At 66.7% G+C, this 14,769-nt stretch carries 15 protein-coding genes; 1 reads left to right on the top strand and 14 read right to left on the bottom strand.

Features of this window, described 5'->3' with window-relative positions:
• Positions 1 to 14: 14 nt before the first annotated feature.
• The 14 genes from AC1DQQ_RS10885 to AC1DQQ_RS10820 all read right to left on the bottom strand — a co-directional run bounded on the left by AC1DQQ_RS10885 (position 15) and on the right by AC1DQQ_RS10820 (position 14,469).
• Positions 15 to 158, bottom strand: coding sequence for a hypothetical protein (locus AC1DQQ_RS10885; protein WP_478031229.1), 144 nt, complete (start codon positions 156 to 158; stop codon positions 15 to 17).
• Positions 159 to 390: 232 nt separating this feature from the next.
• The gene (locus tag AC1DQQ_RS10880; RefSeq protein ID WP_478045166.1) at positions 391 to 1,590 is read right to left on the bottom strand and encodes a pyridoxal phosphate-dependent aminotransferase; all 1,200 of its coding nucleotides are present in this window, start codon (positions 1,588 to 1,590) and stop codon (positions 391 to 393) included.
• Positions 1,591 to 1,707: 117 nt separating this feature from the next.
• Positions 1,708 to 3,237 carry a peptide chain release factor 3 gene (locus tag AC1DQQ_RS10875; protein ID WP_478045165.1) on the bottom strand — a complete coding sequence of 510 codons (1,530 nt, stop codon included), beginning with the start codon at positions 3,235 to 3,237 and terminating at the stop codon, positions 1,708 to 1,710.
• Between the two features lie 41 nt (positions 3,238 to 3,278).
• Positions 3,279 to 4,151 (bottom strand): aldose 1-epimerase family protein, encoded by an 873-nt coding sequence (locus tag AC1DQQ_RS10870; protein WP_478045164.1) that lies wholly within the window; start codon positions 4,149 to 4,151, stop codon positions 3,279 to 3,281.
• A complete protein-coding gene (locus AC1DQQ_RS10865) occupies positions 4,148 to 5,545 on the bottom strand; it encodes a pyridoxal phosphate-dependent decarboxylase family protein (protein WP_478045163.1) in 1,398 nt (465 codons plus the stop codon). Before AC1DQQ_RS10865 ends, AC1DQQ_RS10870 begins: the two co-directional genes overlap by 4 nt.
• A gap of 249 nt (positions 5,546 to 5,794) precedes the next feature.
• Positions 5,795 to 6,541, bottom strand: a complete 747-nt coding sequence (locus AC1DQQ_RS10860; RefSeq protein WP_478045162.1) for an SDR family NAD(P)-dependent oxidoreductase — start codon at positions 6,539 to 6,541, stop codon at positions 5,795 to 5,797.
• A 3-nt stretch (positions 6,542 to 6,544) separates the two neighbouring features.
• Positions 6,545 to 6,985 carry a hypothetical protein gene (locus tag AC1DQQ_RS10855; protein WP_478031223.1) on the bottom strand — a complete coding sequence of 147 codons (441 nt, stop codon included), beginning with the start codon at positions 6,983 to 6,985 and terminating at the stop codon, positions 6,545 to 6,547.
• A gap of 212 nt (positions 6,986 to 7,197) precedes the next feature.
• Entirely contained in the window at positions 7,198 to 9,573 is a 2,376-nt protein-coding gene (pheT, locus tag AC1DQQ_RS10850) for a phenylalanine--tRNA ligase subunit beta (protein WP_478045161.1), read from the bottom strand.
• A gap of 141 nt (positions 9,574 to 9,714) precedes the next feature.
• Positions 9,715 to 10,791 carry a phenylalanine--tRNA ligase subunit alpha gene (gene pheS / locus AC1DQQ_RS10845; RefSeq protein ID WP_478045160.1) on the bottom strand — a complete coding sequence of 359 codons (1,077 nt, stop codon included), beginning with the start codon at positions 10,789 to 10,791 and terminating at the stop codon, positions 9,715 to 9,717.
• The gene (locus AC1DQQ_RS10840) at positions 10,784 to 11,269 is read right to left on the bottom strand and encodes a GNAT family N-acetyltransferase (RefSeq protein WP_478045159.1); all 486 of its coding nucleotides are present in this window, start codon (positions 11,267 to 11,269) and stop codon (positions 10,784 to 10,786) included. The genes pheS and AC1DQQ_RS10840 overlap by 8 nt, the downstream gene beginning before the upstream one ends.
• An 87-nt stretch (positions 11,270 to 11,356) precedes the next feature.
• Entirely contained in the window at positions 11,357 to 11,722 is a 366-nt protein-coding gene (gene rplT / locus AC1DQQ_RS10835) for a 50S ribosomal protein L20 (RefSeq protein WP_066812844.1), read from the bottom strand.
• 13 nt (positions 11,723 to 11,735) lie between these two features.
• Positions 11,736 to 11,939 carry a 50S ribosomal protein L35 gene (rpmI, locus tag AC1DQQ_RS10830; protein WP_478045158.1) on the bottom strand — a complete coding sequence of 68 codons (204 nt, stop codon included), beginning with the start codon at positions 11,937 to 11,939 and terminating at the stop codon, positions 11,736 to 11,738.
• Between the two features lie 237 nt (positions 11,940 to 12,176).
• Positions 12,177 to 12,959 (bottom strand): histidinol-phosphatase, encoded by a 783-nt coding sequence (hisN, locus tag AC1DQQ_RS10825; RefSeq protein WP_478045157.1) that lies wholly within the window; start codon positions 12,957 to 12,959, stop codon positions 12,177 to 12,179.
• A gap of 91 nt (positions 12,960 to 13,050) precedes the next feature.
• A complete protein-coding gene (locus AC1DQQ_RS10820) occupies positions 13,051 to 14,469 on the bottom strand; it encodes a sigma-54-dependent transcriptional regulator (protein ID WP_478041469.1) in 1,419 nt (472 codons plus the stop codon).
• A 158-nt stretch (positions 14,470 to 14,627) separates the two neighbouring features.
• Here AC1DQQ_RS10820 and AC1DQQ_RS10815 point away from each other — a divergent pair, with 158 nt between their 5' ends.
• Positions 14,628 to 14,762: an aa3-type cytochrome c oxidase subunit IV gene (locus AC1DQQ_RS10815; RefSeq protein ID WP_478031214.1), complete on the top strand. Its 135-nt coding sequence runs from the start codon at positions 14,628 to 14,630 to the stop codon at positions 14,760 to 14,762.
• Positions 14,763 to 14,769 lie beyond the last annotated feature (7 nt).

The following is a 14,769-nucleotide window of genomic DNA, read 5'->3' as shown; positions in this document are numbered from 1 at the left end:
GGCGCCCCATGGTTTCAATCCGCCAGATGAGCGACGGACGCCGGCGCCTGCGGCGCGGTCTGCGCGCCTGCCGGATGTAGCGTCATCACGCCGAACCCGCCCAAAGCGAAGCCGCCGGCGAACCGCCAGAAAAACGAAGAAGTGAGAATGGCCTTCATGGCTCTTGTCCCTTGGTTGCGGGTGCGAAATCGGGAATGTGGCGTTCCGCTTCAACCCTGATGATCGAAACGATAGGTTTCCGGGCCTGAACTTTCTCTGGCCGGTCCGTTCATCCGGGGTTTGGGTTTGGGGCGTCCCAACGCCGTGCTCCTGCGAAAGCAGGAGCCCAGGGTTACAGGCCGTGTCGCTCGTGGTCCTGGGTTCCTGCTTTCGCAGGAACACTGAGCATTCTCAGCGCAGCGCGGCGCAGGCCGTCTGGATGCGCTCGCAGGCTTCGCGCAGCAGCTCGTCCGACGTGGCGTAGCTGATCCGCATCGCCGGCGAGAGGCCGAACGCCTCGCCCTGCACCGCCGCGACCTTGGCATCGTCGAGCAGGTAGGTGACGAAATCCTCGTCGGTCGCGATCGTCCGGCCGCCCGGCGTGGTCTTGCCGATCAGCGCGGAGAATTCGGGATAGACGTAGAAGGCGCCCTCGGGCCGCGGGCAGGTGATGCCCGTCGCCTGGTTGAGCATCGACACGACGAGATCGCGGCGATGCTCGAACAATTTGGCATTGTCCTTCAGGAACGCCTGGTCGCCGGTCAGCGCCGCCACCGATGCCGCTTGGGCGATCGAACAGGGATTGCTGGTCGATTGCGATTGCAGCTTCGACATCGCCTTGATCAGCCACGGCGCGCCGGCAGCGAAACCGATCCGCCAACCGGTCATGGCATAGGCCTTAGAGCAGCCATTGGCGGTCAGCGTGCGGTCGTAGAGCGACGGGCAGACCTGCGCGATCGACGTGAACTTGAAATCGTCGAACACGATGTGTTCGTACATGTCGTCGGCATAGATCCAGACATGCGGGTGGCGCTCGAGCACCGCGCCCAGCGCCTTCAATTCGGCTTCGCTATAGGCGGCGCCGGTCGGGTTGGACGGCGAGTTGAGGATTACCCACTTGGTCTTGGCAGTGATCGCCGCCTCGAGCTGCTCGGGCTTGAGCTTGTAATTCTGGTCCGCACCCGCCGCGGCGAACACCGGCGTGCCGCCGGCGAACAGCACGACGTCGGGATAGCTCACCCAATAAGGCGCGGGGATGACCACCTCGTCGCCCGGATCGATCGTCGCGACCATCGCGTTGAACAAGGTGTGCTTGCCGCCGGCGTTGATGGTGATCTGATTGATGTCATAGTCGAGCGCATTGTCGCGCTTGAACTTCAGCCGCACCGCTTCCTTGAGCTCGGGCGTGCCGTCGACATTGGTATATTTGGTCTTGCCGTCGCGGATCGCCTTGATCCCGGCTTCCTTGATGAAGTCGGGCGTGTCGAAATCGGGCTCGCCGGCGCCCAGGCCGATCACGTCGACGCCTTGGCGCTTCAATTCCAGGACGCGGCTGGTGATCGCCAGCGTCGGCGAGGGCTTGATGCGGGCGAGCGCGGCGGAAGGCTGCATGATGGGCTCCTGATGGTCGCCCGCGGCTATAGCGATGCGCCCGGCCTTCGCAACCGCACCAAAAGTTTCGCGGCTTTATAGCTTCGCTGTGTCGGCGCCCAACCGCGAATGCTGCCGTTACCGCTCGCGCGTCGCGGCGAACTTCACCTTGGGATAGCGGTCGGCGACATAGCCGACGTCCCAGGCCGACTTCGCCATATAGACCGGATTGCCGTCGCGATCCTTGGCCAGCGACCCGCGATTAAGGTCGAGGAATTCCTTGAGCGCCGCCGGATCGTCCGACGAAATCCAGCGCGCGGTCTCGTACGGCGCCATCTCCAGCCCCGCGGCGACCTTATACTCGGCCTCGAGCCGGCTGATCAGCACTTCGAGCTGGAGCTGGCCGACCACGCCGATCACCCAGTTCGATCCGATCTCCGGATAGAAGACCTGGGTCACGCCTTCCTCGGCCATGTCGTCGAGCGCCTTGCGCAATTGCTTGGTCTTGGTCGGATCCTTCAGCACGACGCGCCGCAGGATTTCGGGCGCGAAATTGGGCAGGCCGGTGAAGCGCACATCGGCGCGCTCGGACAAGGTATCGCCGACCCGCAACGTGCCGTGATTGGGGATGCCGATAATGTCGCCTGGATAGGCCTCGTCGGCGACCTCGCGATTCTGCGCGAAGAACAGGATCGGCGAATGCACCGCGATCGGCTTGCCGTGGCCGGTCGGGGTCAGCTTCATGCCACGTTTGAACACCCCCGAGCACAATCGCATGAACGCGATGCGGTCGCGATGTCGCGGGTCCATATTGGCCTGGACCTTGAACACGAAGCCGGTGACTTCGTCGAAATCGGGCGAGACCGGCGCCGGCTCGGCCGGTTGCGGGCGCGGCGGCGGGGCGTAATCGGCGAGCGCGGCGATCAGCTCGGCCACCCCGAAATCCTTGAGCGCCGAGCCGAAATAGACCGGCGTCAAATCGCCATGGCGATAGGCGTCGGCGTCGAACGCGGCATAGCCGGCCTGCGCCAGCTCGACTTCCTCGGCGATGTCGATCGGGAGTTCGGGCGCGTCGTCGACCTTGCCGAGGAATTCGCGGCTGTCGCCCTCGGGCCGGCTGACCTTGTTGGTGGTGAGGTCGAGCACGCCCTGGAATTGCCCGCCCATGCCGACCGGCCAGCTCATCGGCGCGACGTCGAGCGCGAGTATGTCGGCGATCTCGTCGAGCAGTTCGAACGGCGGGCGGCCTTCGCGGTCGACCTTGTTGACGAAGGTGATGATCGGCACCGACCGCAGCCGGCAGACCTCGAACAATTTGCGCGTCTGCGCCTCAATGCCGCGCGCCGCGTCGATCACCATCACCGCGGAATCGACCGCGGTCAGCGTGCGATAGGTATCTTCGGAAAAGTCCTCGTGCCCCGGCGTGTCGAGCAGGTTGAAGGTGATGCCGTCCTTCTCGAACGTCATCACCGAGCTGGTGACCGAAATGCCGCGTTGTTGCTCGATCTTCATCCAGTCGGACCGCGCGCGCCGCGTCTGGCCGCGCGCCTTGACCTCGCCGGCCAAATGGATCGCGCCGCCGAAGTAGAGCAGCTTTTCGGTCAAGGTGGTCTTGCCGGCGTCGGGATGCGAAATGATCGCGAAGGTGCGGCGGTCGGAAATACTCATGGTCCGCGGCTCCTAGCCGCAGGGTAGGCCTAGGTCGAGGGTCAGGGTTCGAGCGTGATCGCCATCCGGCCCGTCCAGTCCGCGCCCGGCGCGACCTCGAACACGCCCGGCTTGGTCCGGAAATCGCCGCCGAACCCGGCGGGGTCGGCATGGCCATGCCACGGCTCGATACAGACGAACGCGGCGCCGGGCTTGGTCCAGATGCCGAGATAGGGCGTATCGGGGAAATCGACCCTGAGCTGCGGACCATCGGCCGCGCCATAGGTCACGCTTTGCGACGCCACCGGATCCCAGATCAGCGCGTCTTGGGCGAACAGATCGTCGGCAAGATGAAGGACGCGGCCATCGAGCGGCGAGGGGCGCGTCGACGCGAACAACCCGCCGGCAAGCTCGACGATGTCGCCCGGGTCGTCGGCGGCGAAGATGATGCGGTGCTCGTCGCGCGGGCGGCCATAAGGCAATGGCCAGGCGAAGGCGGGGTGAAAGCCGAGGCTCGCGGGCAACGGCGCGCTACCGGGATTGGAGATACGCACGTCGATCGCCAAGGTCGCCACATCGATAGAGAACCCGACCTCTAGCACGAACTCGAACGGATAGTCGGCGCGCGTCTCGTCATTGGCGGTCAGTCGGAACGTCGCGCTGGTGGCGGTGCGTGCGGCGAGGTCGAACGTTTCGTGCCGCGCGAAGCCGTGCTGTTTCATCGCATAGTCGCGGCCATCGAGCCGCAGCGTGTCGCAATTCAACCGTCCGATGATCGGAAACAATATCGGCGCGTGCCCGGTCCAATAAGCGGGATCGGCATCGGTCATCAGCTCGCGACCCTCGGCGTCGCGCAACTGCGTGAGCTCGGCGCCGAGCGGATTGATCGCCGCCGACAGCTGATCGGTGCCGATCTCGATCAGGGTTTCGGTCACGCGATGTTCTCCCTTACTGCCCGCCAGGCGGAAACGATCGCGTCGACAGTCAGGTCCGCGTCCGCCTCGGTCGTCGCCGACGAACTGACCGACACGCGCATCACCCAATGTCCGTGCCACGCGGCCCCGCCGATCCAGGCGATCGCGTCATCCTGCACACGCTGCACCGTGGCACGCGTCGCGTCGTCGCTATCGCCGAAGCGGAGCATCAGCTGGTTGAGTTCGGGCACCAGCACCAGCGCGATCCCCGGTTCGCCGGCGGCGCGCTCGGCGATCCGTGCGGCTACCCGGCAGCAACGCTCGACCATCTCGGCAATCCCGGCGCGGCCGAGCTGGCGGATCATCGCCCAGGCAGCGAACCCGCGGGCGCGGCGCGAGAGCTCGGGGACATAGGCCGATGGATCGCGCTCGGCGCCCTCGGCGGGCGGCAGATAGCTGGCGGAGATCGCCATCGCGCGGCGGTGCGCTTCGGCATCGCGGACGATCGCGAACCCCGAATCGTACGGCGTCTGCAGCCATTTGTGCCCGTCGGTCGCCCAACTGTCGGCCAACTCGACGCCTTGGGTAAGGTGCGCGTACCGGTGGCTGGCTTGAGCCCACAATCCGAACGCGCCGTCGACATGGAGCCAGGCGCCCGCCTCGTGCGCCATCGGGGCGATGTCGGCGAAAAGATCGCTCACCCCGCTATTGATCTGGCCGGCCTGGGCGATCGCGATGACCGGCCCCGATGCCGCCTTCAACGCCGCCTCGAACGCGCTCGGCAGCATTCGCCCTGCGTCGTCGGTGGCGACCGACGTCACCCGCCTCGCGCCGAGGCCGAGATATTTGAGCCCCGAAAACACCGTCGCGTGCGCATCGGCACCGATCAGCACATTGATCGGCGGTGCGCCGAACATGCCGTCGCCTTCGACGTCCCAGCCGACCCGGCGCAACACCTCGCTCCTCGCCGCCGCGAGGCAGACGAAGTTCGCGACCGTCGCGCCGGTGACGAAGCCGACCGATGCCTCACCGGGCAGGCCGAGCAGGTCGAGCAGCCAGCGTGCCGCCACCGCCTCGACCGCGCTCGCTGCCGGCGCGGCCAGGATATTGCCGGCATTCTGCCCCCAGGCGGCGGTCAGCCAGTCGGCGGCGACCCCGGTCGGGTGTGAACTGCCGATCACCCAGCCGTAGAAGCGCGGGCCGGTCGAGGCGCGGATCCCCGGCGTCGCGCGCTCGATCAGCTCGGCGATGATCGCGTCCGCATCCCCGCCCAGCTCGGGCAGTGGAGCGTCGAACGCCGGCAAGACCTCGGCGTACGTCGCGGCGGGCGTGGTCTCCGCCGTGGCAATGCGGCGGCGATAGTCGATCGCGCCCTGGGCGGCGCGCATCATCGCGGTGAAGTCGGAGTCGGTCATCCCGCCGGTGTCGTTGCGTGGACGACCCGGCGCAACCCGAAACCTGTTGTCGAAGCTTGGGCTATATCGCCGTTCGGTTTTCGGACTCCCCTCCCTGCTTGCAGGGAGGGGTTGGGGGTGGGTGCGCGCGTCTGCGCGCCTAAAGACTCTAAAAAGCTGCCGTCAAAACAGCATCGGACGAGGCATCGAGCCTCGCCCGATGCTCACCCACCCCTAGCCCCTCCCTTGCAGGGAGGGGAATTTTACGACCTATGCCCGCGCGACCTGGAACCCGGCGAAGGACTGGCTGACCGGCATCAGCTCGAGCGTGTTGATGTTGAGGTGCGGTGGCAGCTGGGCGACCCATAGCAGCGTGTTGGCGATATCCTCGGCAGTCATCGGATTGGCGCCGCCATAGAGCTTATCCGATGCTTCCTGGTTCCCCTCGGTACGGACCAGCGTGAACTCAGTTTCGACCATGCCCGGCTCGATCGAGGTGACACGGACGCCGGTGCCCGCCAGGTCGGAGCGCAATCCCAGGCTGAACTGGTGCACGAACGCCTTGGTCCCGCCATACACATTGCCGCCGGTATAGGGATAGGTCGCCGCGACCGACGAGATGTTGATGATCGCGCCCTTGCGCTCGACCAAGGCGGGCAGCAGCTTGCGCGTCAGCGACACCAGAGCGGTGACATTGGTGTCGATCATCGTCTTCCACTGATCGAGCGAGGCCGATTGTGCCGGCGCGGTGCCGAGCGCGAGCCCGGCATTGTTGATCAACAGGTCGATCGCGCCGAACTCGGCCGGCAGCGCGTCGAGCGCCTCGTCGCGCGCGGCCTCGTCGCGCACGTCGAACACCGCGGGGTGCACCTTGTCGGCGCCCAGCCCGGCGACCAGCGCATCGAGCCGCTCCTGGCGCCGCCCGGTCGCGACCACGCGCCAGCCTGCGGCGACGAACGCGCGCGCCGCGGCCTGGCCGATGCCCGAGGTTCCGCCGGTGATCAGGACAGTGCGCATCGTCTACTCCTTCGGGTCCAAATTCTCTTCGTCGATCGACCGCGCTTCGGCCAGATGCCAGCGCTCGCCGTCCCAGCGATCTTCGCGATCGTCGAATTGCAGCAAGGTGCCGGCGGGGCAACCGAGTTCCGCCAGCTGTACGCGGATCAGCGCACGCCCGGCGTCCAGGTCGGTCACGTCGGTGTCGATGATCGAATAAAGCACGCGCCACTGGCCATCGCCGGGCTGATCCTCGTCTTCGTCGTCTTCATCGAGAAATTGGATCGCGCTGCCGCCGCCGGCGCTACCCAGCCCGGTCATCCGCAACTCGGCGTCGATATATTGCGTGAACCGCGCCTGCCGTTCGAACGGATCGAAATCGCCCGGGAGCAGGATCGGCGTGTAGATATCGCCCGGCTCCTCGTGGAGCGCGGTAAAGCCGACGAGGAAACTATCGATCTTCATGGCTGGGGCGCCCCCCAGGCTGAATCGCCCTCGCGACGATCGGCCCGCCAACATTGGGTGTTTCGCCGATGATCAGGGCCGTCCGCACCTTACTTTCCCTTCGTCCCATTTCTGCCCTCACCCTTCCGGCGCTTCGCGCCTCCCTCCCTCTCCCGCCGGGAGAGGGAAGGGGCCCGCCGCTGAAGGCGGTGGGAAGGGTGAGGGCAGGTATATTATCCCCGCAATGTCGCCCCAAGCTTCTCCGCCGCCGCGATCACCTTGTCGGCCACCGCCTTCAGATCGGCATCGGTGAAGCTCTTGTCGCTGGGCTGCAATGTGACCTCGATCGCCATCGACCGGACGCCATCGCGTTCGAACAGGTCGAACACGCGCGCGGCCGTGATCGCTGCCTTGTCCGATCCGCGCACCGCGCGGGTCAGCGCGTCGGCGGTCAGGCCGGCGGGGACGGTGAAGGCGAAGTCGCGCTTAACTGCCTGGAGCGCGGGCGGCGCATAGGCCGTACGCATGAAACCAGACGAGCGCTTGCCCGGGATCGCGTCGATATAGAGCTCGACCGCGGCGACCGGACCGTCGAGGTCGAACGCCTTGGCGGTCGACGGATGAAGCATGCCGAACGCGGCGAGCACGGTCTTGGGACCGAGCCGCAAGGTGCCCGATTGGCCGGGATGCCAGGTCTCGCCGGCGTCCCCCATCACTTGCAAATTGTCGACCGGCGCCCCGGCGGCGGCGAGTAAAGCCAGCGCCTCGGCCTTGGCGTCGAACGCGTCGAAGCCCTGCGCCTTGCCCGTTTGCCAGCCGCGCGGCCGGCGATCGCCGGCCAACACTACGCCCAAGGTCGGACGCTCGGCCTCGGGCAGATAGCGCCGGCCAAGCTCGAACAGGCGAATGGTGCCCACGCCGCGATTAAGGTTGCGCGCAGCTGCCGACAGCAGACCGGGCAACAGCGACGGCCGCATCACCTTGAGGTCCTCGCTGATCGGATTGGCCAGGCTCCACGCCCCGCCGCCGAAGGCATCGGCCTCGGCCTGGCTCAGGAAGCTCCAGGTCACCGCCTCGTCGAGCCCGTGCGCCGCCGCGGCGCGCCGCAGCTTGCGTTCGAGCTTCTGCTCGGGGGTCGCGGTCGGGCGCGCCACGCCGGGCGCACGGTCGAGCGGGACGGGCTGGACCTTGTCGATCCCCTCGATGCGGATGACTTCCTCGACCAGGTCGGCCGATCCGTCGACGTCGCGACGCCAGCTCGGGATCGTCACCTGCCAGTCGCTGCCGACCACGAAGCCGAGGCGTTCGAGGATATCCTTCTGCCGCTCAGGCGCGACGGCGAGGCCGCCGAGCGTCTCCGCCCGCGACGGATCGTACTTGATCGTGCGCGGCGCGAGAGGCGGCTCTCCGGCGCGGGTGATCCCGCTCGCCGTCCCGCCGCAATGGTCGAGCACCAATTTGGTCGCGATCGCCAGCCCGTCGTCGAGGAAAGCGGGGTCGACGCCGCGTTCGAACCGCTGGCGCGCATCGCTGGTCAGGCCGAGCTTCTGCCCAGTCCGCGCGATATGGTCGGGATCGAAATAGGCGCATTCGATGACCACGTCGGTGGTCGTCTCCGACACGCCCGAATGCTCGCCGCCCATGATGCCGCCGATATCGTGGACTGCGACATCGTCGGCAATCACCGTCATCGTCTCGTCGAGCGTATAGGTCTTGCCGTTGAGCGCGAGCACCTGCTCGCCGGCCTTGGCGCGCCGCGCGACGAGGCCGCCCGACAATTTGGCCTTGTCATAGACGTGCAGCGGTCGGCCGAGATCGACCGAGACGAAATTGGTGATGTCGACCAGCACCGAGATCGGCTTCTGCCCGATCGCGGTGAGGAAGCGCCGCATCCATTCAGGCGCGGCACCATTGGTCACGCCGCGCACTTCCTGCCCGTAGAAGGCCGGGCAGCCCGCGGTGTCGTCGGTGCCTACGTCGGGACCCGGGCCTTCGCCCGCCACTGGCGCGATCGCCTCGACACGATAGACCTGGGCGAGCGGCTTGAGCGTGCCCAGCCTCGCCGCGGCAAGATCGCGCGCGATGCCGCGCACGCCCATGCAATCCTGGCGGTTGGGCGTGATCGACACGTCGATCACCGGATCGTTGAGCCCGGCATACTCAGGGAAGGTCGTGCCGACCAGCGCATCGGCGGGAAGCTCGATGATCCCGTCATGGTCGTCGCCCAGCTCGAGCTCGCGTGTCGAGCACATCATGCCATTCGATTCGACCCCGCGGATCGCCGAAACCTTGAGCTCCATGCCATTGGCCGGCACGATCGCGCCCGGCAGCCCGAGCACGCCGACCAGCCCCGCGCGGGCATTGGGCGCGCCGCACACCACCTGAAGCGGCGCGCCGTCGCCGGTATCGACAGTCAGCACCTGCAATTTGTCGGCCTGGGGGTGACGCTCGGCGGTCAGAACGCGCGCTACCTTGAACGCCGCCAGCTTCTCGCCGGGATTGTCGACGCCTTCGACCTCGAGCCCGACGCGGGTCAGCGCCTCGACGATGTCGTCGAGCGAGGCCTGGGTATCGAGATGCTCCTTGAGCCAGTTCAGGGTGAACTTCATATCAGTTCCCGTCGCCCCGGCGGAGGCCGGGGCCGTAGAGTTGGAGAGGGCATCGCGCTGCCACGTAGCGGCCCCGGCCTGCGGGGTCCCCGCAAAGTAGTACTTTGCGGGGTGCCCCTGCGCCGGGGCGACGGGAATGGGTCATGCCCCAACACCTCCGCTGAGCGTCGGGACATCCAGTGCGGCGAAGCCATAATGCTTCAACCAGCGGATATCGCCGTCGAACAACGCGCGCAGGTCGTCCATACCGTATTTGAGCATCGCCAGCCGGTCGATCCCGCAGCCGAACGCGAATCCCTGCCACTCGGCGGGATCGAGCCCGCACGCCGCGATCACCTTGGGATGGACCATGCCGCTGCCGAGCACTTCCATCCAATGGTCCGACCCGCCGATCACTCGCTTGCCGTTCTGGATCGTATAGCCGACATCGACCTCCGCCGACGGTTCGGTGAAGGGGAAATAGCTCGGGCGCAGGCGCAGCACGATGTCGTCGCGCTCGAAATAGGCTTTCAGGAACGTCTCGAGCGTCCATTTGAGGTGGCCGAGCGTGATTCCCTTGTCGATCACCAGCCCTTCGACCTGATGGAACATCGGCGTGTGTGTCGCATCCCAATCGGATCGGTAGGTGCGGCCGGGTGCGATGATGCGGATCGGCGGCTTCTGCTCGATCATCGCGCGGATCTGCACCGGCGAGGTGTGGGTGCGGAGCAACATCTTGCGTTCCCCGTCCGGCGGGTCGGGGAAGTAGAAAGTATCGTGCATCGCCCGCGCCGGGTGCGACTCGGGAATGTTGAGCGCGGTGAAATTGTGCCAGTCGTCCTCGATCTCGGGACCGGTCGCGATCGCGAAGCCGAGATCGGCGAAAATCTCGGCCAACTCGTCCATCACCTGGCTGACCGGATGGACCGTCCCGGCCGACGGGACGTCCGCCGGCAAGGTCATGTCGAGCGTCTCGCCCGCCAGCCGCGCGTCGAGTGCCTCGCGTTCGAGCCCCGTCTTGCGCGCCGTCAGCGCCTCGCTCACCGCCTCGCGCAGCGCATGGATGCGCGGGCCGGTCGTCTGGCGCTCCTCGGGCGACATGCCGCCCAATGTCTTGAGCAACCCGGTCACGCTGCCCGACTTGCCGAGTGCAGAGACGCGGATGTCCTCCAGCCCGGCCAGATCGGCGCTACCGATCGCCGCGAGCAGGTCGCTCTTGAGCTGGTCGAGATCACTCATCGTTCAATCCGATCGTCCATAGATAGAGGTCGCCGTCCTCGGGGTCGGTGCGCTCGCCGGTGCGGGTGAAGCCGTTGCGCTCCAGCACTACTTGCGACGCCCGATTGTCGACCCCGGTCTCCGCGGTCAAGCCGTCAAAGCCACGCGCCCGCAGGATCGGCAGCAAGGCGGTGACCGCGCCGGTGGCATGGCCGCGTCCCTGACGGCTGTCGGCGATGCCGTAGCCGATCTCCGGGCGCTTGCCGTCGTGCGGGCGCGTGAAGCTGATCATCCCGACCGCTTCGCCGTCAGCGACGACCAACCAGGCCACGTCGCTGCCCAGGGCCTCGCGGTTCTTCGCTGCGACGCCGCGGATCAACTCGATCACCTCGACCGGCGCGACGCCGCCATCGCAGATCGCCGGCGGGTTCGCCGCTGCCGGAGCCTCGCCCAGCAGCCACGCGAAATCGCTGTCCTGCATCGCTTTCAGTTCGACCACGAAAGGCTCCTTGGGAGTATTCCAGAACGAAAAAGGGCGCCGGTGCTGCCACCGACGCCCCTGATCTGCGTAACGCTCAGGCTGCTGTTAGGCGGCCTGGGGCAGTGCCGCCTTCGCCTGAGCGATGATGGCGGTAAACGCTTCGGCTTCGTGCATCGCGATATCGGCCAGGACCTTGCGGTCGAGGTCGATGCCGGCGAGCTTCAGGCCGTGCATGAATTGCGAATAGGTCAGACCCTCGGCGCGGACGCCGGCGTTGATGCGCTGGATCCACAGACCGCGGAAAGTCCGCTTTTTGACCTTGCGGTCGCGATACGCATATTGCCCGGCCTTTTCGACGGCCTGACGAGCGATGCGGATGGTGTTCTTGCGGCGACCCGAATAGCCCTTGGCCTGCTCAAGAATGTTCTTGTGCTTGGCGCGGGTGGTCACACCACGTTTGACGCGTGCCATATTATCTAGCTCCTCAGTTCAGGCCGTACGGGGCCCAGGCCTTCACCGTCTTGGTGTCGGAGTCCGACAGCACCTTGGTGCCGCGGTTCTGGCGGATGTACTTGCCGTTGTGGCTGATGAGCCGGTGGCGCTTGCCGGCGACGCCGTGCTTCAGCTTACCGGTGGCGGTGAGCTTGAAGCGCTTCTTCACGCCGCTCTTGGTCTTGAGCTTGGGCATTTTGGTCCTTTCTCTATGGCGATGCGCAAGCATGCCGCGGCAGCCCTTGATGGCCGGGCAAACTTCATCCGCATCGCTCGGAAGTGGGCGCGCATAGCGGCGAGTCCCTGGAAAAGCAACCTCGGGCTAGGGATTCAGATTCACGCGGAGGCGCGGAGGCGCGAAGAAGGCAGCCTATCGGGTCGCGGGCATCCGAGCCAAAATCCTCCGCGTTCTCCGCGCCTCCGCGTGAAAATATCAATGTCCGCGGCAGGCCAGCGTTTCCAGCACTTCCTCGACGCGCGCCGGATCGCCGGCCGCTACGACTTCGCCTTTGCTCGCGGCGATCAGCGGGTCGCCCGACCAGTCGCACATCCGACCACCAGCGCCCTCGATCACCGGAACGAGCGCGGCGAAGTCGTGGAGTTTGAGCCCCGCCTCGACCACCAGGTCGAGCCAGCCCGACGCCAGGCTGGCGTAATTGTAGCAATCCCCGCCCAGCACGACCGACCGCACCGCGCCGTCGAGATGCTCGAAGGCATGGAGTTGCGCATCGTCGAACAAGGCGGGCGAGGTGGTGGCGAGCAACGCATGGCTCAATTCGCGGCAGGTCCGCGTCGCGGCGGGCTTGCCGTTGAACAAGGTCGGCCGCCCGACCGCACCGACCCAGCGCTCGTTCAGGATCGGCTGGTCGATGATCCCGATCGCCGGCCAGCCATCGATCACCAGTGCGATCAGCGTGCCGAACAGCGGCCGCCCGGCGATGAACGCCCGCGTCCCGTCGATTGGATCGAGCACCCATTGCCGCCCGGTCGATCCTTCGGTCGTGCCGAATTCCTCACCCGAAATCCCGTCGCGCGGCGCTTCGGCGGCGAGCAGCGCGCGCATCGCCTGTTCGGCGGCGCGGTCGGCGATCGTGACGGGGGAGGCGTCGTCCTTGATCTCAACGTCGAACGGCGCGCGGAAATGCGGGCGGATCGCCGCGCCGGCGGCGTCGGCCAGGGCCATGGCGAGGGCGATGTCGGTATCGGTGATGCGCATGCGTGGTGGCACTAAGGTGAGTCAGAAGGGGCGGCAATGGTGGAAGAGGGTACTTTAAGCCCTCTCCCGCACGCGGGAGAGGGGTCACATCTCACGCCGCGTTGTCGATGCCGAGTTCGCCGAGCTTGCGATAGAGCGTCGAGCGCCCGATCCCGAGCCGCCGTGCGACTTCGGTCATGCGGCCGCGATAATGGCCGATGGCGAGGCGGATGACGTCGGCTTCGATCTCTTCGAGTGGGCGCATATTGCCGTCGGGGCGGAACAGGGTGACGCCGCCCGAGGTCGCCATCTGGCCGCCCGGGGTCGGCACGCGCGCGGTGCCGAGCGCGGCGATCTGCGGGAAATCGGCGCGGGTCAGCGCGTCGCCCTCGCACAAGACGGCGGCGCGGAAGAGCGCGTTCTGCAGCTGGCGGACATTGCCCGGCCAGACGTAGCGGCCGAGCAGCGCGAGCGCGTCGTCGGTGATGCCGAGCGGGCGCAGCCCGGGCTGGTCGGCGATCCGCGCGAGCAGATGCCGGGCAAGCGCGGGAATGTCGGCGATGCGTTCGCGCAAGGGCGGGATCGTCACCTGGACGACGTTGAGGCGATAATAGAGGTCTTCCCGGAACCGGCCGGCCTCGACTTCCTCGATCAGGCGCTTGTTGGTCGCGGCGATGACGCGGACGTCGACTTCGCGGGTGTGGCGCGCGCCGATCGGCTGGACCTCGCCCGATTGCAGCACGCGGAGCAATTTGACCTGGGCGTCGAGCGGCATCTCGCCGATCTCGTCGAGGAACAGCGTGCCGCCATCGGCATCGGCGAACTTGCCGATCTTGCGCTCGAACGCGCCGGTGAAGGCGCCCTTTTCGTGCCCGAACAGCTCGCTTTCGACCAGATTGGCGGGGATCGCGCCGCAATTGATCGCGATCATCGGCTTCTTGCCGCGTGGGCTTGCGGCATGGATCGCCTCGGCGACGACTTCCTTGCCGACGCCGCTTTCGCCCTCGATCAGCACGGGGACGCGCGCGCGCGCCGCCTTGGCCGCGATCGCCAGTGCGGCGCGGAAATCGGGGGAGGCGCCGACGATCTCGTCAAAGCCGAGCAGGGCCGGAATCTTCTCCGTCAGCGGGCGCAATTCGCCCGCATCGGTGCCGGCGACGACCACTTCGAGCGCTGACAACAAGCGGTCGGGCGCGAACGGCTTGACCAGATAATCGGTGGCGCCGGCGCGCATCGCAGAGACCGCTTGGGCGACCGAGCCATTGGCGGTGAGCATCAGGATGGGGAGCTGCGGACGGCGGGCGCGCAATTCCTTGATCAGCGCCTCGGCTTCGCTTTCGGGACCGAAACTGTCGAGCAGGATCGCGTCGAGCTGCATCCCGTCCTGAGTGCCGAGCATCGCGATCGCGGTCTCGCCATCGGGCGCGAACACCGAACGCCAGTCGCGCCGCGCGGCGATCGCCGAAACGAGGCGGCGCTGCGCGGGTTCGTCGTCGATCAACATCAGGAGGCGCTGTCCGTTGCGCGTCATCCCGCCCTCTTCTGCTCCTGGGTCATGTGGTAACCATAAGGCGAGCGGGTAAAGGTGAGCTTAAGCGTATGCGGACACTAACTTAACGCTTGCGGGCTTGAGGCGCGGGGCGGTGCTGGCTAAGACCGCCGCACAATCAGGGTGGAGAGAGTTGCGGCATGGCCGACCAGACCGACATGAAAGTACATGAGTCGACCTATCACTCGGTGCTCGGGTTGCTCAAATATGGCGCGGTGGGGTGCATCCTGATCGCGGGAATCGTGATCTGGCTCATTTCCTCCGGTCACAAGTAAGCCGCGG

This window comes from Sphingomonas sp. P4_G3 (genome assembly GCF_056401105.1).
The sequence above is the reverse complement of the archived record's forward strand: the minus strand, read 5'-3'. Positions and strand labels throughout refer to the sequence as shown.